Source organism: Rahnella sp. JUb53 (assembly GCF_004346065.1).
Lineage (GTDB): Bacteria > Pseudomonadota > Gammaproteobacteria > Enterobacterales > Enterobacteriaceae > Rahnella > Rahnella variigena.
In genome coordinates, this window is record NZ_SLYT01000007.1 from 225924 (window position 1) to 249051 (window position 23128).

The window sequence follows — 23128 nt, forward strand, 5'->3', positions numbered from 1 at the left end:
TGTTTTTTTACTCGTTGGCAGGAGTGTAGCAAAAGAAAGGGTATTGTCACGATATAACAAAAAACAATTCGGGTGATTTGTTACATCTTAAAAACACCCTGTTTTTTCATTGCGCTGAGTCACGTTTTATTAAAGGTAATTTCTTTCCGATGGTTTCAATAATATAAAGTACGGGGATCTGAGTAGTAATATTATATTGCCCTTCGAGCACGATTTGCGGCATGTGGTAGGAAATGTTGAGGTCTGCCATCCGCGCCAGCGTTGAGGTTTCGCTGTTAGTCAGGCTGATGATCTTGCAGTTATGCTGGCTGAACTGCGTGGCAAAACGCAGGACTTCTTCCGTTTCACCGGAGACAGAGAGAATAATGGCGATAGCATCTTTATACATATCGCTGTTGATCGGAAAATAAGGGTCGTCAATAAAAGTGCTGAATTTCCCGACATTCGAGAAAAAGCGTGCGCTGTATTTTCCCAGTGAACCGGATGTTCCCACGCCAACAAATATAATACGCTGGGCATTCGCTATTTGTTTTGCCGCCTCATCTAATAACTCATCGAACTCGCTGTTATTAATACTTTTGAAATAGCTGATGATCTCGCTAATTCCAAATGAAACAGGCGGCTTTTCTTCATGTTCTAAAAACAGTTTAAAACGGATACGAAACTCAGAGTAACCGTCGCAATCCATTTTCTTGCAAAAGCGCAGAACGGTTGTCGTTGAGACGCCCGCCGCATCAGCCAGTTCACGTATGGTCATGTACATGACCTTATCGCCATTTTTGACGATGTAGTTATAGACCGTCAGTTCCAGTTCGTTTAACGCTGAAATGGCTTTGTGTGTGAACATGTGATGCCTGTTTGCAAAGAGCTGATAAAGAAAGAAACGGTGTCAGAGATGTTTTAACATCGTCACTTCACAGTCGACATGGCCGGTATTGCCCATTGCGCCGTCAATGTGTTGAAAACCCAGACGCTCATACAGCGCGATAGCCTGTGTAAGACTGGCGGTGGTTTCCAGATAGCAGCGGGCAAAACCCTGTGAGCGCGCATGTTCAATGGCCTGAAGCGCCAGACGTTTCGCCAGCCCCTGACCGCGCAGGGAAGGCATGAAATACATCTTCTGTAATTCACACAAATCGTGTTCTGCGCCTGAGAGCGGAGCAACACCGCCGCCACCGGCGACCACACCATCCAGTTCCACCACCCAGTAAGCACAACGCGGCTGGCTGTAGCTTTCATACAGATGATCTAAATTCGGATCAGCGACGGTATAGCCTTTATCGGCAGTCAGGCCAAATTCGGCTGATACGTGGCGGATTACGTTAGCGATGGCGGCATTATCTTCGGGACGGATCGGGCGCACCAGCACGCTGACAGGAAAGGTGGTCGTCATGTTGCTCACTTAGTTCCCACAATGAATAATCAAACAGACCGTTTTAATACCATCTTAGGGCGTGCCGATGCAACGCCGCAGGCGTGTCCCGCTGATTTTACTTATCTCAAATGAGAATTTTTTTCATTGGCAGAGGCAATAATTCGTTGCCTGCAAGGTCAGGGGCGTGATTAAATCTTCGGCGTTATATATTGTGCTACGCAACCTTCTTTTTTTAAGGAGGGTGTTTCTCATTCCTTTCAGGACGAAAGATAAAAATGTCAGATAATAATCACTACAACGATAACCTGCATCAGGTGCGTTTTCATGGCAAGGGCGGGGAATATTTCGCAATATGGCTGGTTAATGCATTATTAACCATCATTACTCTGGGGATTTATTCTGCCTGGGCGACCGTTCGTCGTCGCCGTTATTTTTTAGGTAATACCGAAATTAACGGAGATCGTTTTGACTATCACGCAAAGCCCATTCAAATATTGAAAGGGCGTCTGCTGGTGATCGGCGGCATTATTGTTTTCTATATTCTGGCGGCGATACTCCCTCAGTTAGCATTGTTGATTGCGCTGGCTTTTCTGGCGTTACTGCCGTGGGTGGTTATCCGCAGCTGGCGCTATAACGCGATCATGACCAGCTTCCGCGGTGTGCGTTTCAACTATCACTGCAAAGTGGGGCGTGCTTACTGGACAATGTATCTGTGCCCGATTTTATTAATGCTGGCGTTGTATATTCCGATTACTGCCGTGGTGTTGATTGCAGTTCAGATGGCCAGTATTAGCGCCATATTAATAAGCGTCGTAATAGTTGTCGTGGCATTGGTTCCGGGCGTTGCGGCGGTTCAGGGTATTATCAGCGCGATGACGCATGACTTGTACATCAATAATCACTTTTTCGGAAATACTGCTTTCCGCGCAGAGCTGAAAAAGTCGACCTTTATTAAGTACAGCTTATTAGCCATCGTATTATTCCTGCCTTTCCTGATTGTGGCGTTCTGGCTGATGGGCTCGTTCTTCACCACGATGTACCAGATGGTTGCGATGGGGGCGATGTCTGATGATATGGCCGGTGCAATGCTGTTAAGTAACTTGTTCAGCTTCCTCATGGCTTTCGTCGTGCTTATCGTCGGTGCATTGGTCGTGGCCAGCTATCAGGTGGTCGCTGTGCGCAATTATGTCTTAAATCAGACGCAAATCGGTGAGCGCGTAAAACTGCGTTCATCCATGAAAACGGCCTCTTATCTGGGACTGCTTTTCACCAATGCGCTGATTGTGGTCTTCTCGCTGGGTCTGGCAACGCCGGTGGCGCATGTTCGTGCGGCGCGATATATGGCGGAGCGCACTGCGGTGGTAGGCGATCTGTCCTTACCTGACATCAACGCTCATCATGACGCGGCCAATACAGCGGTAGCAGAAGAAGTCGCGCAGGCGTTTGACCTCGGCATCGGTATGTAAAACATGATCATCGAAGGCTTTTATCAGCCTGCGGGACGGGCAGCACGTGAGGCTGCCCGCCTTTTTTTGGACGACGATCAGCGTCTGACTCTTGATGCGCCACCTGCAATTCAGGTTTTTTCTCTGCGCGATATCGAGGTTTCTGACGCGCTGGGTTCCATTCCCCTGTTTCTGACTTTCCCCGACGGAAGCCGTTTTGTGCCTGCCGATGACAGTGTGTTCCGGCGCTGGCTGCGGCAGCATCGCAGGCCGGGCTGGATATACCGCATGGAAAGCCATAAACGCGGTGTGCTTCTCACACTGGCAGCGACCTGCGTGCTGGTGGCCTTTTATATCTGGGGCGTGCTGCCGTGGGTAAGCAATGTCATTGCGCAGCGAATACCGACGACGATTGAACAAAATCTCGGGCATCACACGCTGACACTTTTGAGAGCCAGTGATTTCCAGGATTCGACGTTGCCTGAAGAAAAGCAGAAAGCCCTTCAGCAGCTCTTTCAACAGGTGACGCCACCTTCATTACGCCATGACCGTACCCCGGTCAGACTGAAACTGATGAATATTCCGGACGTCGCCAACGCGTTTATGCTGGCGGACGGCACGCTGATCCTCAGCGACAAACTGGTGACATTGAGCCCCGGAGATGATGCCCTGGCGGGTGTTATGCTGCACGAAATGGGTCATCACGCTTACCGGCATCCGATGCGCATGCTGGTGCGTTCTTCGCTGGTATCACTGACGTTGTTGTGGATGACCGGTGATGTCAGCGGTATCGGGGATACGTTATTGCAGACTGCATCGCTGGCGAATGAATTGCAGTTTTCGCGCGGGATGGAGCGTGAGGCGGATGACTGGGCGATTGTGGAAATGAAGCGGGAAGGGCGCTCGCTGGAAAAAATGGCTGAGATTTACCGTCGTTTGTCCGCAGAGGCGCAGAATGAGAAAGCGAATGAATATCTACCAGACTGGCTGAGTACGCATCCGGCTATGGCGTCGCGAATAGAACATATCAGGGAGGCTGAGAAGAAGTGAAGAAGTAGATGTTGTCCGTAAAAGTGTCTGACGGATTCGGGCAAAGAACCCGTCAGACGGTAACGCTTACTCGTAGGTTACGGTGAAGTTAGCCACCGCATTGGCTGGACCAGGTGCAATATCATCGGCGGTTTGTATATAGGCGGCGGTCAGTGGAATATTGAATGCCCCCTCTTGCGTGGTCTTGGTGACAAAGGTTTTCTGATCGAAAACGACTACTTTATCATTCATCTTAAGTTGGATGCCTACACCTTCAGCCCCGCCTTTAGTCAGATCAATAATGCCATTGCCCAGTGTCGAGGCCGCATCGAAACTGATATTCACCGTGGTGTCAGCGTAACATTGCAAAGGGATCTGTACATTCACCGGCTTGAGCGTGGAATTTTTGCCCGTAAAATCTTCTTTCTTCGCAATCCCCATCGGTACAGGGATCGCACTGTTGCCCGTGATTTCGCAGGATGCCTGCTTAACCACGACGGTGCCAATGTTCACGTCAAAGACAGTTTCTTCGCCTTTACTGTCCTGCATGCGAATATAAACCAGGTTACCCGATATCGCGTTGCCGGGAACGATATTGCCCGTTTTAACGAAATCAACTTTTACGTTAGTAAGATAAATTGGCGAGGTACCATCCCCTTCAACGGTATTGTAAATAAATCCTCGGAAAACGGACAAACCATCTATTGCGACTCGTATTCCGACCCCCTCGATCCCGCTTTCATACGTCATGCTATCTGATAAGGGTAAATAAGCAGAGGTATTTGCAATATTGGCTTTATTGTATTCACCGGCACAGTTGTTGGCCAGTACAACCTGCTGGTTATAGGTGTAACTTCCGAGTATGGTGCCTACTGGCTGGCTTTGTATGGCCGTAATCTGGCGATCCACGGTCACTTTCCCAAATGTGGAAGGATAGTCGCAACGGCCCAGTGCCATTGCATTATGCACGCCGCAGGTCAATAGCAGCACGGCCAGCAACGATCGCAGACTGTTTTTTGCAGAGACACTTTTCTTCAAAATAGCGATAAAATTCTTCATGTTACTTCCTCATGCCTTAGTGGCATTGCGCCGTAATTTGTTTAATCAGCGCAGACGGGTCACTGGCATTGCTGCCGGCCAGCGTGTATGAGCCTTTACACTGCTCATTGCTGCCATTGCCCCATTTCGCCATGATGTTGCCGGTTTCCGGCAGGCCGGTCAGGTACACTTCGCCGTTGTCACTGACAATGCCGGTGACGGTGCTGTCGTTATCCAGCAGGCTGACCGTGGCACCAAATGGCACCGGCTTACCCATGAACAACATTTGCACTAAAGCACGCTGACCGACGCGGGTTTTGAAGTCTGCACGCACTACCGCGCCGCGGGTTGGGATCACCGTCTGGGTGTTCATGTCCATATCCACGTCGTCAGCAAAGCTTTCGGTTTCCAGCGTCACGCTGTTTTTACGGTATGGCTGGGCATAAGGCACGACCGCATAGCCACGCCAGTCGGTGTGCACGCCGCTGTTGTTTTCGACATCAACATCATCGGCTCCCGGCGCTTTCACCAGCGCAATGGTGTCACCCAGCGGCTGTGACAGCGTGATGCCGTTTTCGTGGATCAGTACGCCGCCCTGAAGGCCGTAGCTCCACTGGCGGGTATCCTGGTCATAGCTGTAACCGAGGCTGCCTTCGCCGGAGCCGCCTTTGTAATCCATGCTGGCATTACCGGACGCGCCGCTGCCCTGATTTTCATATCCCTGCTGTGCGGAATAACTCAGGTTTTTATCATCCAGCAAGGTGCCGCTGATACCGGCCTGCTGAACGGTGGAACCATGACGTTTGGTGCTCATGTTGTAGGTTGCCCAGGTGCCGGATGGCCCCATGAACTTATCGAGCGGCACCGACATGTTGAAGGCAAACACCTGATCCGCCTCGGTCATGCCCGGGTTTTTCGAGTAGTTGTAGTTAAAGCCGTAGGAGATGCCGTAAATGCTGGTGTTGTAACCGAGCTGTAACAGCTTCTCTTTACCGTCGCCGCCCCAGTAATCCTGCTGGCTGCCGCTGACATAAATCGACCCGTAGTCGCCGATTGACTGGTTGACGGATAACTGCATTTTGCTGCGCTGGTTGTGCGAGCGGTTGTAGTTGTCGAAATCGTTATCGGTGTCTTTCTGGTAATCCTGCACGTCACTGAAGGCGTAGTAGCCTTCGGTGGAGTAACGGTAACCGGCGATTTGCAGGTTAGTGTCCGTTGCCTCGAAGTTCTTGGCATACATCGCCCGGTAGGACTGACCTTTTTTGGTGCCCAGCGCATCATCAAACTCGCTGGTGGCCTGGGTGGCATCAAATGACACGGCACCCACGGAACCTAAGTCAAAACCAACGCCGACGTTCGCCGCACGATAGTTTTCGGCATACTGCACGCCACCGTAAACAGTGGTGCGCGCCGTCAGACCGTAAATATTAGAAACCTGAATAAAGTTCGGCGTCTCGGTATCGTCATTACCTGAGCGGTATTTACCCAGCGCCAGGTTGTATTTGAAGCGGCCTTCACGTTGTAAAATCGGCACGGAACTGGTGGCAATGTTGAATTTGGTGGTAGAGCCGTCAGATTCCGTCACCGTCACTTCCATATCGCCGCCGTTACCGGACGGATAGAGATCCGTGATGGCGAAAGGCCCCGGCGAAACGTTGGACTGGTAGATCACATAGCCATTCTGTTTGATAGTGACCTGCGCATTAGACTTGGCAATGCCGCGCACCGTCGGTGCAAACTGACTCATGGAGTCCGGCAGCATCTGGTCGTCGGAGGCCAGTTGCGCACCGGTAAACTGGACGCTGTCAAACACGTCGGCTGGCGTGGAATATTCACCCAGCGTCAGTTGCCCGCCCTGCAGGAAACGCACGTCACGCTGCACGTAGGTATTAATCGACTCAAACTTACTGGTGTTAGTGTCGTCTCCCCCGTGCGAACCTTCGCTTTGCTGATTGCTGTAGGTCGAGTAGTTACGCAGACGCCACGCGCCGAGGTTGGCGCCGCTGCGCAGGTTAACGAAGTTACTCTTTGACTGACCGCTGTCGTCGCGCTGCGTGGTAGAGCCGGAATAGCTGTAATTGAGCATAAAGGCGGCGATACCGTTATCCCAGCGCTTCGGGTCAACCGAGTTGCGCGGGCGCATATTTACACCGATTTGCGGTACGGTAATGTCATAGCGCTTACGGTTTAAATCCAGATTTTCAGTGGCCTGCGGCACATAGGCACTCAGTGGTTTGGTCAGCTGTGCATCAGGTGCAACGGCTTTCAAATCAGGGAATACGTCCAGCTTGACGCCGTACTCTGCCATCTCGGCCGGCGTAATCGCGCCATAGAGTTTACCCGGCGCATCCGGCAGGCTGACGAACTCGACGTTGCGTGAGTCAACCTGCTGGTTATTCAGGTAGATATCCACCTGATAAGTGCCGGGCATCTGCCCGCCCTTTTCAGCGAAATAATCCAGATTGACGTTTTCCATATCGCCGCCATCACCGACAGCCTTAAGCATTTCCGCGTTAAACGTTTCTGCAGAAAAAGCCAACCCGGGAAGAGATAACAATATGAAAAAGGATAAGGGTTTTAATAAAAAAGAGCGGGCAGCAGCGTTACCGTTAAATGCGCTGCTCTTTCTTTTATCACCTTTTATTCTGATGTTGTCTTTGTCCTGACGATTTTTAATATTGTTATTTTCCATAATAAACAGACATTCCCGATTTTAATTTTTCAACTTAATTAAATTGATGCTTTGGCTTTTTCTGTTAATCCGCCGAAGTCATTAATAGCCTGCCAGACGATGCTGTTTCCCATCGGAGTATTGTCAATTTTTAGCGAGGATTTTGGTGGCACCATATAACCTTCTTTTAACTCTTTGCCATTGATGCTGATTTTAGTCATGTTGACGTAATAAGGCGTCGGGTTACTGGCAGTGATTGCGCTGCCTGAGCGTGTGAAGGTCAGTTGCTGATACGCTTTGGCAATCGCGTCTTTATTGTTCAATGCCGTCGGGCGATAGATCAGTTTGATGCGGGTATTGATAGAGAACTGAAGGGAATTCTTTTCTTTAGATGCAGGAGGAATAGCCAGCGTGTTGATCCAGTAAACAGACTCTTTGTCCTGCGCTAATGACGACGAAGTTTGGGTAATACGCACGGCATTATCCTGACCTGGTTCGATGCGGAACAGAGGCGGAGTGATAATAAAAGGTACCTTCTCACCTGCTTTGTCAGAACTTACCCAGGAGCGAATAAGATAAACATTCGAGTCTTCGGTATTTTTAACAGAGAGTGAAGCCTCTTTCATATTGCCGTTATAAATAACGCGGGTAGCACCGACAGAAAAACCAGCAAATGAAGGTGCAGATAATGCGATCAGCAATAAAGATAAAATGGACTTTTTATAAAATGACATAATTAACCTTAATAGTTGAAGGTAATGATCTCACTGTAATTTTGAGGGAGTTAGATGAAATGGCTGAGGGTTACCTCAGCCATTTTATTAAAAAACACACGTATTACAGAGGGTATTACTCGTAAGACATAGTGAAAGTTACTGGTACATCAATAGTACCTTCGACAGCATTGCTATCAGACGTTTTTGTTAAACCTACCAGATAGTCCAGGGTATTATTGCCAGCAATAATGGCTTTATCATTACCGAAAGCTTTTGGTGTAATAACCGCGCCAGTTTCAGCATCAGAAATCATCACGCCAACGTAACGAGCAGTGGAGTTACCTACGAATACTGTTGGTACGATACCGGAAGTTTTACCATCCAGTTTGATTTTAGCGACAGACACACCTTCTGGGCAATTTTCCAGCTTAATGCTAAAAGGCTTTTGCAATGCAGCACTGGTTAAACCAGGTGCAACGGAATTTATAGTGGCAGCAGAATAACTATCAAAAGTTACTGGTACGACAGTGCTGTCTGCAACAACTGAACAAGAACTTGTAGTTACTTCACCGGTGAAGTTCAGGGAACCATCGTCTGCCTGAGCAGCAGAAACACCCAGACCCAACATAACAACTACAGCAGCACTTAATTTTTTCATATTCATGATCGGTTTAATCCTTTTAACCAAATTCTATTAACTTGGTGTTTAATTTTCAGCAAGCTAATAAATCGGGAAATATTAGTTGTAAGACAGAACAAAAGTAGTTGTTGCGTTGAATGCACCACCGGTCACTGCTTCAGCAGTAGACATGGCAGCCGCTTCCAGATTAATGGTTGCAACGCCAGTTTCAGCATTAATCGGTGCAGCTGCAGAAGCAGAATGCATTGGGATCAGATCGCCGCCTTTGTTATAAATCGCAATACCCAGACCGGTTGCTACTGAATCAGAACCCAGTGCCAGCAACTGGTTGTTAGTGGCATCAGATGCACCGTTTGCAATAAACATAACGCCAGTCTGAGAAACAGGGCAGTCAGTCAGGTTCAGGACGATGTCTTGTTTCGCTGAAATTGCGCCAACAGTCGCGAAGCTTGTAGCGGACAGGGTCTTAAATTGCACGTCAGTAGTGCTGCTTGGATCAATAGCACATGAAGTTGCAATAACAGTACCAGTAACATTTAAAGTACCAGTATCACCAGCATTTGCGCCCATTGCTGCAACCATACCGGCAGCCAGTACACTCATTTTAAAAAACGAAGTCATTTTCATTACTATTCCTTTATTTTAACAAAAACACACTCTTCATAAGAGCGGGTGGTGGATGATAAAGAGATTTTATAAGCCGGTACCCCTTATCGTTGGAGCGCATTATTCATAGTTGTGGTAGTAATCGCCATGCCATACGCTGAATGTACTATTCAGTAAACTTAAAAATGGATATATCTGTATGAATCATGGCATATTTATATGATATTTTTATTTTTACGGGAATAAGGTGGATTTCAATTTAAATTAGTTAAAGGTATAGTTCAGTAAAGTGTATTGAATACCTGATATATCCCTTTGTTTGCTGTTATTAGCTTTATCCTTATGAGACTAATAATATTAAGCACCATCTTTTACTCATCAAATTATAAGAAATTAAAGTACCGGTAAGGAGACCAAAATTGAGTATCTTGACTATGATTGATAGTGAGAATGCGAACTCTCGCATTTCACCAGAGATCAGAGGACTGGACAGCATGAAAGAAAATACGCTCACCGATCGTTTTAAGATGGTGAAGAATTTTGATCTCAATCTTTTAACCACCTTCGAGGCGGTTTTTATTCATCGCAGCGGGACGAAAGCTGCGGATGCACTGGGCATCACCCCTTCCGCTGTCAGCCAGGCGCTGGGGCGTTTACGCGTTCATTATAATGATGCGTTATTTATCCGGGACGGAAAGGCGCTGGCGCCGACCACCGTCGCGATTGGTATACATGAAGGGCTGGCGGAAGCTTATGACAACATGATCGCCAAGCTGCAGAATATCTCATTTGATTCTCTGCCGACCCGGCTTGTGGTTCACTGCTCGCCGTATATCTCTATGTTTACGATTAACGTAATGCGCAAGGTGCTGGATGAAATTGCACCCGACTGTGAGATAGTGCACAGCACCAGCGGTAATTCTATTGCTGAAACGGAAGATGCGCTTATTTTCCGTAAGGCTGACATCATTTTCGATGCTCATCCCCATATCAGCCACTCGCGTGTAAGCCAGCATATTGCCAGTGAAGTACCGGTGATGATTTGCCGGAAATCTCATCCGCGGCTGACCGGTAGTCTGACACGGGAGCAGGCCGCAGAAGAGAGCCATATTTTCGTGGATTCCGAGAGCGCCAGTCTTTTGTCTAACCGGTTGGATGTGAATGCTCTTCTGCAACTTGACAGAAAGTGCCGATTTATCAGCCCTTCACTGCTCTCTATTATTTCGATGGTTGAATCATCCGACATGGTGGGTTTTATCACGGAGCGTTTCTATCAGAAAATGAAAGACTCTTTTGATATTCAGAAGTTGTCGATTGATGTCACATTGCCCTCTCAACCTGTCTACATGATTTATAATAAAGCCGCACTGAATAACCAGTTTTTCTCGACACTGGTGAGAAAGATGTCCGATATATTTTTGCAGGAGTTTCAGAATAACGCTCTGCGTTAATCAGTTTGTGTCAGGAATAAAAAATGCCAGTCAGGTTTCCCTGACTGGCATTTGTGTATATAAGGTTTAACGCTTATATCAGGCTGAGATTACAGCGCCGCGATCGTGGCTTTCTGTTCTGCCAGTTTCACTTTTGCATCACCGCAGGCAGCAAGACGTTCGCGTTCTTTGGCGACTACGGCTTCAGGCGCACGTGCCACAAAACCTTCGTTAGACAGCTTGCCTTCGATGGACGCAATCTCACCATCCAGTTTCGCCATCTCTTTGTCCAGACGCGCCAGCTCGGCATCTTTATCAATCAGACCGGCCATTGGGATCAGCAGCTCTGCGCCTTCCACCAGCTTGGTGACAGACACCGGGCCTTTGTCGCCAGCAGGCAGAATGGTGATGGATTCCAGACGCGCCAGAGACTTAATGAAGCTCAGGTTCTGTTCCACACGACGCTGTGCATCGGCACTTGCGCCACGTAACAGCAGTTCCAGCGGCTTGGCCGGAGACAGGTTCATCTCGGCACGCACGTTACGGATAGCGATGATCGCCTGCTTGATCCACTCGAGATCGGCCAGCGCCAGTTCGTCAGCTTTCGCTGCATCAAACTCAGGGAAAGGTTGCAGCATAATCGTTTCTGCCGTGATGCCTTTCAGTGATTTGACACGCTGCCAGATGGTTTCGGTGATGAACGGGATGATCGGATGCGCAAGACGCAGCAGACCTTCCAGCACTTCTACCAGCGTATGGCGGGTGCCGCGCAGTTGCGCTTCGTTGCCACCGTTCATGACCGGCTTGGTCAGCTCCAGATACCAGTCGCAGAACTGGTTCCAGGTGAATTCATACAGAATGCTGGCAGCCAGATCGAAGCGGTAGTTATCCATCGCTTCACGGTACGATTTCACCGTGCGGTTATATTCCGCGAGGATCCAGCGGTCAGCCAGTGACAGCTCAAGTTCGCCGCCGTTCAGGCCACAATCCTGATCTTCGGTGTTCATCAGCACGAAGCGGCTGGCGTTCCACAGCTTGTTACAGAAGTTGCGGTAGCCTTCAAGGCGCTTCATGTCCCAGTTGATGTCACGACCGGTAGACGCCAGCGCGGCCAGCGTGAAGCGCAGGGCATCGGTGCCGTGTGGTTCGATGCCGTTCGGGAATTGCTTCTCGGTGCGCTTGCGGATTTTCTCTGCCAGTTGCGGCTGCATCATGTTGCCGGTACGTTTTTCCAGCAGGTCTTCCAGCGAGATACCGTCGATCATATCCAGCGGATCGATAACGTTACCTTTGGACTTGGACATTTTCTGCCCTTCGTCGTCGCGGATAAGACCGGTCATGTAGACGGTGTTAAACGGAACCTGTGGCTTGCCGTTTTCGTCTTTCACGAAGTGCATGGTCATCATGATCATGCGCGCGATCCAGAAGAAGATGATATCGAAGCCGCTGACGACCACGCTTGAAGGGTGGAATGCTTTCAGGTCAGGCGTTTGTTCCGGCCAGCCCAGCGTGGAGAATGTCCACAGACCGGAAGAGAACCAGGTGTCGAGCACGTCTTCATCCTGAGTCAGCACAACGTCTGCGCCCAGATTGTTTTCGCTGCGCACTTCCGCTTCGTCACGGCCAACAAACACGTTGCCTTCGGCGTCATACCACGCAGGAATGCGGTGTCCCCACCACAGCTGACGGGAAATACACCAGTCCTGAATGTCGCGCATCCAGCTGAAATACATGTTTTCGTACTGTTTAGGCACGAACTGGATTTCACCTTGCTCAACGGCTTCTACAGCGACTTTTGCCAGCGGCGCAGTACGCACGTACCACTGGTCAGTCAGCATCGGCTCGATAACCACGCCGCCACGGTCGCCGTAAGGTACGGTCAGATCGTGAGGTTTGATTTCTTCCAGCAGGCCGGCTTCGTCAAACGCAGCGACCACGGCTTTACGCGCAGCAAAGCGCTCCAGGCCACGGAACTGCTCAGGTATATCGTTGGCACATGCATCGCTTTCTTCGCCGTTAGTATCAAATACTTCAGCGGTCTGGCGGATATCGCCATCGAAAGTCAGGATGTTGATCATCGGCAGGCCGTGACGTTTACCGACTTCATAGTCGTTAAAGTCATGCGCAGGGGTGATCTTCACGCAGCCGGTGCCTTTTTCCATGTCGGCGTGTTCATCGCCAACAATCGGAATACGACGTCCCACCAGCGGCAGAATGATTTCTTTGCCGATCAGATCTTTATAACGCGGGTCTTCCGGGTTAACTGCCACGCCGGTATCACCGAGCACAGTTTCCGGACGGGTAGTGGCAACTACCAGATAATCTTTGCCTTCAGCGGTTTTCGCGCCGTCAGCCAGCGGATAACGCAGGTGCCACATGGAACCTTTGGATTCGCGGTTTTCGACTTCCAGATCAGAGATAGCGGTACGCAGTTTCGGATCCCAGTTCACCAGGCGTTTGCCGCGGTAAATCAGATCTTCTTTGTACAGACGTACAAACACTTCGCGCACGGCGTTGGAAAGGCCTTCATCCATGGTGAAGCGCTCGCGCTCCCAGTCCACGGAATCGCCCAGACGGCGCATCTGGCGGGTGATCGTGCCGCCGGATTCTGCTTTCCAGTCCCAGATTTTGTCGATGAACGCATCACGGCCATAGTCGTGACGAGTTTTGCCTTCTTCAGCCGCGATTTTACGCTCAACCACCATCTGCGTTGCGATACCCGCATGGTCGGTACCCGCCTGCCACAGCGTATTTTTACCCTGCATGCGCTGATAGCGGATCATGGCGTCCATGATGGTTTGCTGGAAAGCATGACCCATGTGCAAGCTGCCGGTAACGTTCGGCGGCGGGATCATGATGGCAAAGCTTTCTTTACTGGTATCACCATGCGGCTTGAAATAGCCCTGTTGTTCCCAGTGCTCGTAAAGCGGCTGCTCGATGTCTTGCGGGTTATATGTCTTATCCATTTCGCTTTGTATTTTCGTCGGTCGATGTGGTGACTGAGGGCGGCGTGGCCGTCGTCAAAGAGAAACCCACGCTGCGATAGGCTTTGTAGCGTTCGCGCGCAAGCTGTTTAAGGGAATCTTCGTAAGGAACGAAGTCTACCACTTCATGGAAAGCAGTAGCAAAATCTGCAAATTCGGGCATCAGGCTGATCAGCAGGTCGCGCGGCGCATTGCCGCGTTTGCCCGGCCAGCATAACTCGACCGGCGCACCAAAGCGCGGGCCTTCTCCGGCCAGATTGTGCGGGACAAAGTGGCTGGGATCGCGCTGCCAGAGCGCTTCATCCAGACGCTCGGCCTGTTTCTGATCTTCACAGGCCAGCAGAACACGTTTGCCCATCCGGTAACGTTCAGCGGCGACCAGACAGGCCAGCGCTTCGTGTGAGCTAAGCTCGCCACTGGCGTCGGGCGCATCGAGAAGAAAGAAGGTTGCCTGTTTCATGATGAGTTCACTGTGCTGCTGAGAAAAAAACAGGGGCGCAACTGGTGCGCCCGCCTGTAAGAGGCCTGGCGAACCAGACCCTGATACCGAAGATTATAACTTATTTAGCCGGGGAATCACTCATCGCCATCAAGCCCTGCGCGGTTCAGCAGGAACTGTGACAGCAGCGCAACCGGACGACCGGTCGCCCCTTTATTTTTACCTGAACGCCATGCGGTACCGGCGATATCCAGATGTGCCCAGCTGTATTTACGGGTAAAGCGCGACAGGAAGCACCCGGCGGTGATAGCACCACCCGGACGGCCACCGATGTTCGCCATATCCGCAAAATTCGAATCCAGCTGGTCCTGATATTCATCAGCCAGCGGCAGACGCCATGCGCGGTCGCCCGCCTGTTCGGACGCGCCGATCAGTTCGTGCGCCAGCGGATTGTGATTCGACAGCAAACCGGTGATGTGATGGCCAAGGGCAATCACGCAGGCGCCGGTCAGCGTGGCAACGTCAATCACCAGCTCAGGATCGAAACGTTCAACGTAAGTCAGCGCATCGCACAGTACCAGACGGCCTTCGGCGTCGGTATTAAGCACTTCTACCGTCTGGCCTGACATGGTAGTCAGGATATCGCCCGGACGGAACGCCTGACCGCCAGGCATGTTTTCACAGCCTGCCAGCACGCCAATCACGTTCAGCGGCAGATTCAGTTCAGCCACCACACGCATCGCACCGTAAACGGCCGCAGCACCACACATGTCGTACTTCATTTCATCCATATCAGCCGCTGGCTTAATGGAAATACCGCCGGAATCGAAGGTCAGACCTTTACCGACGAGCACGATAGGCTTAGCGTCCGGATTAGGATTTCCTTTATATTCCATCACCGACATCAGTGATTCGTTCTTAGAACCCTGACCTACCGCCAGATACGCATTCATCCCCAGCTCTTTCATCTGCTGCTCGCCGATTACGCGGGTAGTGATGTTGGTGCTGAACGCATCTGCCAGCTGACGGGCCTGTGACGCCAGATAAGCGGCGTTACAGATGTTCGGTGGCATATTGCCGAGATCTTTCGCGGCTTTGATACCGGCTGAAACCGCCAGACCGTGCTGAATGGCGCGCTCACCGCTGGTCAGTTCACGGCGGGTTGGCACGTTGAAGACCATTTTACGCAGCGGACGGCGCGGTTCGGTTTTATTGCTTTTCAGCTGATCGAAGGTATAAAGCGATTCTTTCGAGGTTTCGACGGCCTGACGCACTTTCCAGTAAGTATTACGTCCTTTCACGTGCAGCTCGGTGAGGAAGCAAACGGCTTCCATCGAACCGGTGTCGTTGAGGGTGTTAATAGTTTTCTGGATCACCTGTTTGTACTGGCGTTCATCCAGCTCGCGCTCTTTACCGCAACCAATCAGCAAAATGCGTTCTGAAAGAATATTCGGTACATGATGCAGCAAGAGGGTCTGGCCCACTTTGCCTTCAAGTTCGCCACGGCGGAGCAGGGCGCTGATGTAGCCATCACTGATTTTATCGAGTTGTTCGGCAATCGGTGACAGGCGGCGCGGTTCGAAAACGCCGACTACAATACAGGCACTGCGTTGTTTTTCCGGGCTACCGCTTTTTACGCTGAACTCCATGCACTCTCCTGAATCTTAAAGACAAGGGCGGGAGGTACGGCTAGAATGAGTCGCCGGAGACACTCTCCCGTCATTGTGTTAACGACCTGTGTTAACCTAAACGGCGTTAGTTTTTATTTTGGCGGCTATAAGCAAGTTCCTATAGGACACCCCAATTCTCGGTGTTGTAATACTATTTTAGCTGCGAAGGTTGCCATATGATGAGAATAAATGACGGATTAGCGATGAAACTAGCGATTTTCCTTCAAAAAGACAAGTTTTCACAGGCGTATTAAGCGTGATCATCATTAGATATCTGGTTAGGGAAACCTTCAAGAGCCAATTTGCCATTCTGTTCATTTTGCTTCTTATCTTCTTCTGTCAGAAGCTGGTAAGAGTGCTCGGAGCAGCGGTTGATGGCGATATCCCAACAAATTTAGTCCTCTCTCTTCTGGGCCTTGGCGTTCCGGAAATGGCGCAGCTTATTCTGCCGCTCAGCCTGTTCCTTGGCCTGCTGATGACGCTCGGTAAACTTTATACCGACAGTGAAATCACGGTCATGCATGCCTGTGGTCTCGGAAAACGCTCACTGGTCATCGCTGCAATGGTTCTGGCGCTATTTACGTCAATCTTTGCTGGCGCGAACGCTATCTGGTTGAGTCCGTGGTCGTCCAAACATCAGGACGAAGTGCTGGCGGAGGCGAAAGCCAACCCAAGCATGGCCGCGATGGTCGAAGGCCAGTTCCAGCAGGCACAAAACGGCAATGCGGTTCTGTTCGTCGGCAGCGTGAAAGGCAAAGAATTCCATAACGTCTTCCTGGCTCAGCTACGTCCGAACGGCAATCAGCGCCCTTCTGTCGTTGTGGCAGATAAAGGGCACATGCTGCAGCGTGCTGACGGCTCACAACAAGTGATGCTGGACAAAGGCACGCGTTATGAAGGCACCGCATTGTTGCGTGATTTCCGTGTCACGGACTTCACCGATTATCTGGCGGTTATCGGCCATCAGACCGTGCAGCTTGACCCGAATCAGTCTGATCAGATGTCCATGACGCAACTCTGGAACTCTAACGAACCGGAAGCCAGCGCAGAGCTGAACTGGCGTTTAACGCTGATCGTATCCGTGTTTATTATGGCGTTGCTGGTGGTTCCGCTCAGCGTGGTTAACCCGCGTCAGGGCCGCGTTCTCAGCATGCTGCCGGCTATCCTGCTGTATCTGATTTTCTTCCTGCTGCAAACCTCGCTGCGCTCTAACGGCGCGAAAGGCAAGCTGGATCCGTTCCTCTGGATGTGGGGAACGAACCTGCTCTACTTTGCACTGGCATTGGTGCTTAATGCGTGGGATACCTTGCCGGTTCGCAAGATCCGGGCGCGTCTGAGAGGAGTTGCGTGATGTTTGGCGTATTAGACCGTTACATTGGTCGCACTATTTTCAACACCATCATGATGACGTTGTTCATGCTGGTGTCACTCTCCGGCATCATCAAATTTGTCGATCAGCTGCGTAAAGTCGGGCAGGGCGGATATTCTGCCGCCGGTGCCGGGTTATACACCTTGCTTAGCGTGCCAAAAGATATCGAGATTTTCTTCCCGATGGCGGCGCTGCTGGGCGCATTGCTTGGCCTCGGTACACTGGCAACACGCAGTGAACTGGTGGTTATGCAAGCCTCCGGTTTCACCCGTATGCAGATTGCTGCTTCCGTAATGAAAACGGCGATCCCGCTGGTGCTACTGACCATGGCGATTGGTGAATGGGTTGCGCCGCAGGGCGAACAAATGGCCCGTAACTACCGTGCGCAGCAGATGTACGGCGGTTCATTACTTTCCACGCAAAACGGTTTGTGGGCGAAAGACGGGCACGACTTTATCTATATTGAACGTGTGGCAGGTGAGAAAGAGCTGACAGGCGTCAACATCTATCATTTCAATGATCAGAACAAATTGCAGTCAGTCCGTTATGCCTCTTCGGCAACGTTTGACGGCGGTGAGTGGAAACTCTCTCAGGTAGATGAATCTGACCTGACGGACAACCTGCAGATCACCGGTTCTCAGACCCTCACCGGTGTCTGGAAAACTAACCTGACGCCGGACAAGCTGGGCGTGGTGGCGCTCGACCCGGATGCGTTGTCGATCAGCGGCCTGCACAACTATGTGAAATATCTCAAGCAGAGCGGACAGGAAGCAAAACGTTATCAGCTGAATATGTGGAGCAAAATCTTCTCGCCACTGTCTGTTGCGGTGATGATGCTGATGGCGCTGTCGTTCATCTTCGGACCTCTGCGCAGCGTGCCGATGGGCGTGCGTGTGGTGACCGGGATTTGCTTCGGTTTCCTGTTCTACGTACTTGACCAGATCTTCGGCCCGTTAAGCCTGGTTTACAACATTCCGCCGATACTGGGCGCACTGTTACCAAGCGGACTATTCTTCGTCATCAGCATGTTCTTACTGCTGAAAAAACGTTAAATCCGCCAGTACCTATAAATAAAAAGCAGGCTTCATAAGCCTGCTTTTTTTACGTCTGAAGATTGTCAGCCGGAGCGTCAGATCTCGTTATTACGCACCAGATCGGCGACCAGATCGTTCACGCCATCACTCATGTTCTTAAACTTGGTCAGTTCGCTGCGGGTGACCACCACGAACACGCCAACACCGCGCTGCGGCACCATCGCGACATACGTGATAAAGCCGCCGCCACCGCCGGTTTTCTGAATGATACGCGGCAACAACGGCGTTGGCGCCATTGTTACCCAGCCCATTCCCAGCGAGTCCGCCATGCCCGGCACATCCATCCCTTTAAGCGACACCAGATCTGAACGTTTGTAATACATTTTCTGCGCCATATCGGCGGTTGTGGTGCGTTGTCCGAGGAACTGACGCATCCAGCGGCCCATATCGGCAGGCGTTGAATAAAGACCGCCACTGCCCGCTGCTGCAATCGTATTGATGCAGGGACTCGGACGCAGGCCTTCCATCAGGCGCGAACACTGGCTGGCGTTTGGCGTCAGCGTGGTATCGATCATGCCCAGCGGCTTAGTGATTTGATCGCGCAGCAGTTGTGTATAAGGCTGATTAGCGGCTTTTGACAACGCATCGGAAAGCAGGTCAAACGCCAGATTGGAGTAAGACGCGCGGGCGCCCGGTGGCACGGTGAGTTTTGCGACGCTCAGCCAGGTCCAGCGATCGCTTTTCGTCGGCCAGGTAAAGACGGCACGATGCGCGACACCGCCCGGTTGCTCACGCGGCAGGCCGCTGGTGTGCGTAGCCAGATTCAGCAGCGTAATCGGATTTGTGCCGCTGTAAGCCGGCACGCGCGCACCGGCCGGAGCATATTTACGCAGCGGGTCATTAATGCTGACTTTTCCCTGCTGCGCCATTTTCACCAGCACTTCGCTGGTAATGAGCTTGGTCAGCGAGGCGATACGCACCACGGAGTCTTCACGCGGACGCAAATCGGAGCCCGGTTTTGTTTCCCCGAAGCTGCGAAAAACCTGCTGATTATTATCAACGACCACCAGCGCCATTCCCATTGCGCCACTGCCGTAAAAGATGTGTTCTGCATGGTCATCCACGACCTGCGACGCCAGACGCGCAGTAGTCTGCGCGTGGCTCCATAAAGGCGTACTGGCGAAGGCCAGCGCGAGGAGCGAAAGTGAGAGTTTTTTCAACAAGCTGGTATCCATCAACAGGGCAAGATCTATTCGTGATTTGTATACTAATGCGAAGTTTGAAAAACGGCACCGGAAAAACGCGGGCAAAACGAAGATTTTTGTCAGTAAATCCTCACTGCGTTGCGGTGTATGACTGTTTTTTCAACACTTAAACCGAACAACACGGGATAACTATTGCGTGACCCGCTGGGCTGGGTATAATGCCCACGTTTTCCGCATACTACTTTCAGTGCCGAAGTGGCGAAATCGGTAGACGCAGTTGATTCAAAATCAACCGCCGCAAGGTGTGCCGGTTCGAGTCCGGCCTTCGGCACCATATGTATGTAAATAGACCTCAACTGAGGTCTTTTTTTATGCCTAAAATCCAGTCCCCGTAAGGCTTTTCCCCGCTTTTCAGTCAACCGACGTCAATCTGAGTTACCCCACATCAACATGCTTGTGAGTATAGAATCGAGTATATATGCTGGTTCGATAATGCTTATATACTCACGGCAGCATATGGAAGGAATGCCATCATGGCCCTGACTGATACCAAGGTGCGTTCGGCAAAACCTGAAGCAAAGGAATACTCGCTCGTCGATGGCGACGGCATGTTTTTGCTGATACACCCTAACGGCTCCAAATACTGGCGTTTCCGCTTTCGCTTTGGCGGCAAACAGCACCTGATGGCCTTTGGCGTTTATCCTGAGATATCTCTGGCTGATGCCAGGAATAAAAGAGAAGCTGCCAGAAAATTGGTGGCGGCAGGCATTGACCCCCGCGAACAAAAACGTGCAGTAAAAGAAGAGTTGGCTAAAGAAGTCTTCACCTTCGAAGTGGTTGCCAGAGAATGGCATGCGACTAACAAGAAGTGGTCAAAAGATCACAGCAATCGTGTTTTGAAAACCCTGGAAGACTTTCTTTTCCCGGCCATCGGTAAATACAATATCACCGAACTTAAGACTCGAGATTTGCTGGCACCCATTAAAGCCGTAGAGAAGTCTGGACGTCTTGAAGTGGCTTCTCGTCTTCAGCAGCGTACCACCGCAATTATGCGCTATGCCGTACAAAGCGGTTTAACCGACTACAACCCTGCGCAGGAAATGGCTGGTGCCGTCGCTACAGCAAAACGGCAACATCGTCCTGCCTTAGAACTTAGCCGTACCCCTGAACTACTTCACCGTATCGAAACCTACACCGGCAGACCGCTCACTCGTTTAGCTATAGAAATGACGTTGCTGGTTTTTATCCGTTCAAGCGAACTGCGTTTCGCCCGCTGGTCAGAGATCGACTTTGAGACAGCAATGTGGACGATACCGGCAGACCGCGAACCATTGGAAGGCGTCAAGCATTCTCACCGTGGGTCAAAGATGCGTACACCACATCTGGTGCCCCTATCTCGGCAGGCATTTGCAGTCCTTGAGAAAATAAAACGGCTAAATGGCAATCGAGATTTAATTTTCGTTGGCGATCATGATCCGCGTAAACCGATGAGTGAAAATACGGTTAACAATGCACTCAGGGTGATGGGCTATGACACTAAGGTTGAAGTCTGTGGTCATGGTTTTAGAACCATGGCATGTAGTTCATTGATTGAGTCTGGGATGTGGTCGAAGGATGCTGTAGAGCGGCAGATGAGCCATCAGGAACGTAACTCTGTGCGTGCGTCTTACATTCATAAGGCGGAGCACTTGGATGAACGCAGGCTGATGCTGCAATGGTGGGCTGATTTTTTGGATGCGAATAGGGATAAGGGGGTTAGCCCGTTTGATTTTCGTAGTAAGAAATAATAATAAAATTATATCCTATAAAGATATAATTAATTTAATCGTAAGTAAGTGAATGAGTTTTATAATATTCTAATGTTGTATTAGTAAGCATGAGGGCTTTTATTGTTTTCATTAAGGCTAGGCGTGTCTGCTTGTTATGTCATGGGCTGTAGGTGATTATATATTATTGGATGTGCGATATTAAATTTGGATGCTGGTTTATAGTAATCAATATTAAATTTATTTAATCACCATGGTTTTTAAGGGGTGTTAGTCAAGTTAATTATAGCGGTTTGCCACTTCCTGAATATAATGCTACGCCTACACCTCATTGTATCGAAAAGAGTGCAATCCATCTAAAGGTGAGGCAAACTAGCTCTATAATAGGTCAGTTTGCCAACTTTAAAGTAAGTGGGCTCAAAATCGATGGGATGGACTAGATCTAATCTCTCACCAGAATTTAAACTGATAAGTATTTAGCGGGGAACGTGCGAAAAATGCCCAAAGGTAATGTAATAGTGGTTGACGTTAATCTGCGCGAGGCAAAGCTAAAAAGAAAATTGCGGGAACATCTGCAAAGTCTTGGTTTTACCAAATCTGATGAGGGGGCGTTGCAAGCTCCCGGAAGCACAAAGGATGTGATTCGTTCACTCCATCGTGGTCAACGAGCGGATCGGCTGTCATCAAATCAGGATTTTATTTCACGAAAATCTGAAAAGTTGATTAATTTTTTTGCTTCAGGTTCTGACGTAACGCCACAGAAAATTTCTCCAGTTTTGGAACGTGTTTCATCAGGAACATGGCAAGGGGATCTTTTTAGGTTGGCAGCGTTAACTTGGTCAGTACCTGTTTCTAATGGATTCGGAAGGCGCTTACGTTATCTCGTTTGGGATGAAAATAATGGAAAACTGATGGGGTTAATTGCTATTGGTGATCCGGTTTTCAATCTTGCTGTCAGAGATAAGCTCATTGGTTGGGATGCGCATGATAGAGGAGCCCGGCTTGTCAATGTGATGGATGCTTATGTTCTCGGGGCTCTACCTCCTTATAATGCTCTTCTCGGGGGAAAACTAATTGCTTGCCTTCTTCGTAGTCGCGATCTTTATGATGATTTTACGATAGCTTATGGAAATACTGTTGGTGTGATATCTCAGGAGGTGAAAAAGGCTCGCCTTTTAGCTATCACGACGTCATCATCAATGGGACGCTCATCCGTTTATAACAGATTGAAGTTAGACGGCATCCAATATTTAAAATCAATCGGTTATACCGGAGGGTGGGGACACTTTCATATTCCTGATAGTTTGTTCACTGAATTACGTGACTATTTGCGTGATCATGATCATACCTATGCAGATCAGCATTCTTTTGGAAATGGTTCTAATTGGCGTTTACGGACAACGAAAGCTGCACTGAACGCACTAGGTTTTAAAAATGATTTGATGAAACATGGGATTCAACGAGAAGTTTTTATCTGCCAGTTGGCTGAGAATACAATCAGTATGTTACATTCTGGTGAAGGTAAACCAGACCTTAGTTCACTGCTTTCTGCCAAAGAGATTTCTGAATGTGCTTTAGAGCGATGGATGCTCCCGAGAGCAATACGAAGTTCAGATTATCGTAATTGGAAACGTGATAGTCTTTCTGAGTTACTTAGCAATCAGGTAAAGATTTTTAGTAACGTGGTGGAAGAAAATATATAGTTGGTTAA

General features: G+C 49.9%; 18 protein-coding genes and 1 tRNA gene. 8 read left to right on the top strand and 11 right to left on the bottom strand.

All coding sequences use genetic code 11. From position 1 onward, the window contains the following. Positions 1 to 106 precede the first annotated feature (106 nt). Positions 107 to 847, bottom strand: coding sequence for a MurR/RpiR family transcriptional regulator (locus tag EC840_RS17580; protein WP_112289436.1), 741 nt, complete (start codon positions 845 to 847; stop codon positions 107 to 109). Positions 848 to 889: 42 nt separating this feature from the next. Next, positions 890 to 1393 (bottom strand): GNAT family N-acetyltransferase, encoded by a 504-nt coding sequence (locus tag EC840_RS17585; protein ID WP_120162208.1) that lies wholly within the window; start codon positions 1391 to 1393, stop codon positions 890 to 892. 257 nt (positions 1394 to 1650) lie between these two features. On the opposite strand from EC840_RS17585, the gene EC840_RS17590 reads away from it, so the two are divergent. Both EC840_RS17590 and EC840_RS17595 read left to right on the top strand, forming a co-directional pair. Further along, positions 1651 to 2841, top strand: coding sequence for a DUF898 family protein (locus tag EC840_RS17590; RefSeq protein WP_132966359.1), 1191 nt, complete (start codon positions 1651 to 1653; stop codon positions 2839 to 2841). 3 nt (positions 2842 to 2844) lie between these two features. Beyond that, a complete protein-coding gene (locus EC840_RS17595; protein WP_132966361.1) occupies positions 2845 to 3870 on the top strand; it encodes a M48 family metallopeptidase in 1026 nt (341 codons plus the stop codon). 66 nt (positions 3871 to 3936) lie between these two features. Here the strand turns inward: EC840_RS17595 and EC840_RS17600 are convergent, their stop codons facing one another. From EC840_RS17600 to EC840_RS17620, 5 genes are all read right to left on the bottom strand, one after another. After that, the gene (locus tag EC840_RS17600; protein ID WP_132966363.1) at positions 3937 to 4908 is read right to left on the bottom strand and encodes a fimbrial protein; all 972 of its coding nucleotides are present in this window, start codon (positions 4906 to 4908) and stop codon (positions 3937 to 3939) included. 16 nt (positions 4909 to 4924) lie between these two features. After that, positions 4925 to 7579, bottom strand: a complete 2655-nt coding sequence (locus EC840_RS17605) for a fimbria/pilus outer membrane usher protein (RefSeq protein WP_132966365.1) — start codon at positions 7577 to 7579, stop codon at positions 4925 to 4927. A gap of 38 nt (positions 7580 to 7617) precedes the next feature. After that, entirely contained in the window at positions 7618 to 8292 is a 675-nt protein-coding gene (locus tag EC840_RS17610; protein WP_129638115.1) for a molecular chaperone, read from the bottom strand. Between the two features lie 115 nt (positions 8293 to 8407). Beyond that, positions 8408 to 8938, bottom strand: a complete 531-nt coding sequence (locus tag EC840_RS17615) for a fimbrial protein (RefSeq protein ID WP_132966367.1) — start codon at positions 8936 to 8938, stop codon at positions 8408 to 8410. A 75-nt stretch (positions 8939 to 9013) separates the two neighbouring features. Next, entirely contained in the window at positions 9014 to 9541 is a 528-nt protein-coding gene (locus tag EC840_RS17620; protein WP_132966369.1) for a fimbrial protein, read from the bottom strand. Between the two features lie 473 nt (positions 9542 to 10014). Between EC840_RS17620 and EC840_RS17625 the strand changes: the two genes are divergently transcribed. Continuing rightward, positions 10015 to 10971, top strand: a complete 957-nt coding sequence (locus EC840_RS17625; protein ID WP_205951088.1) for a LysR family transcriptional regulator — start codon at positions 10015 to 10017, stop codon at positions 10969 to 10971. Positions 10972 to 11060: 89 nt separating this feature from the next. Here the strand turns inward: EC840_RS17625 and EC840_RS17630 are convergent, their stop codons facing one another. The 3 genes from EC840_RS17630 to pepA all read right to left on the bottom strand — a co-directional run bounded on the left by EC840_RS17630 (position 11061) and on the right by pepA (position 16022). After that, positions 11061 to 13916, bottom strand: a complete 2856-nt coding sequence (locus EC840_RS17630) for a valine--tRNA ligase (RefSeq protein WP_113876759.1) — start codon at positions 13914 to 13916, stop codon at positions 11061 to 11063. Further along, positions 13909 to 14394, bottom strand: coding sequence for a DNA polymerase III subunit chi (locus tag EC840_RS17635; protein WP_112289445.1), 486 nt, complete (start codon positions 14392 to 14394; stop codon positions 13909 to 13911). The genes EC840_RS17630 and EC840_RS17635 overlap by 8 nt, the downstream gene beginning before the upstream one ends. A gap of 116 nt (positions 14395 to 14510) precedes the next feature. After that, the gene (gene pepA, locus EC840_RS17640) at positions 14511 to 16022 is read right to left on the bottom strand and encodes a leucyl aminopeptidase (RefSeq protein ID WP_112289446.1); all 1512 of its coding nucleotides are present in this window, start codon (positions 16020 to 16022) and stop codon (positions 14511 to 14513) included. 277 nt (positions 16023 to 16299) lie between these two features. Here pepA and lptF point away from each other — a divergent pair, with 277 nt between their 5' ends. Both lptF and lptG read left to right on the top strand, forming a co-directional pair. Then, positions 16300 to 17394: an LPS export ABC transporter permease LptF gene (lptF, locus tag EC840_RS17650; protein WP_112289447.1), complete on the top strand. Its 1095-nt coding sequence runs from the start codon at positions 16300 to 16302 to the stop codon at positions 17392 to 17394. Continuing rightward, positions 17394 to 18464, top strand: a complete 1071-nt coding sequence (lptG, locus tag EC840_RS17655; protein ID WP_112289448.1) for an LPS export ABC transporter permease LptG — start codon at positions 17394 to 17396, stop codon at positions 18462 to 18464. The genes lptF and lptG overlap by 1 nt, the downstream gene beginning before the upstream one ends. Before the next feature lie 77 nt (positions 18465 to 18541). On the opposite strand, the gene ampH is transcribed toward lptG, so the two are convergent. Continuing rightward, the gene (gene ampH / locus EC840_RS17660; RefSeq protein WP_113876761.1) at positions 18542 to 19681 is read right to left on the bottom strand and encodes a D-alanyl-D-alanine-carboxypeptidase/endopeptidase AmpH; all 1140 of its coding nucleotides are present in this window, start codon (positions 19679 to 19681) and stop codon (positions 18542 to 18544) included. Between the two features lie 219 nt (positions 19682 to 19900). Between ampH and EC840_RS17665 the strand changes: the two genes are divergently transcribed. The 3 genes from EC840_RS17665 (at position 19901) to druA (ending at position 23120) form a co-directional block, all read left to right on the top strand. Continuing rightward, positions 19901 to 19985: transfer RNA gene (locus EC840_RS17665), tRNA-Leu, on the top strand. A gap of 199 nt (positions 19986 to 20184) precedes the next feature. After that, positions 20185 to 21438 carry an integrase arm-type DNA-binding domain-containing protein gene (locus EC840_RS17670; protein WP_132966371.1) on the top strand — a complete coding sequence of 418 codons (1254 nt, stop codon included), beginning with the start codon at positions 20185 to 20187 and terminating at the stop codon, positions 21436 to 21438. Between the two features lie 476 nt (positions 21439 to 21914). Further along, positions 21915 to 23120 (top strand): Druantia anti-phage system protein DruA, encoded by a 1206-nt coding sequence (gene druA / locus EC840_RS17675; RefSeq protein WP_132966373.1) that lies wholly within the window; start codon positions 21915 to 21917, stop codon positions 23118 to 23120. Positions 23121 to 23128 lie beyond the last annotated feature (8 nt).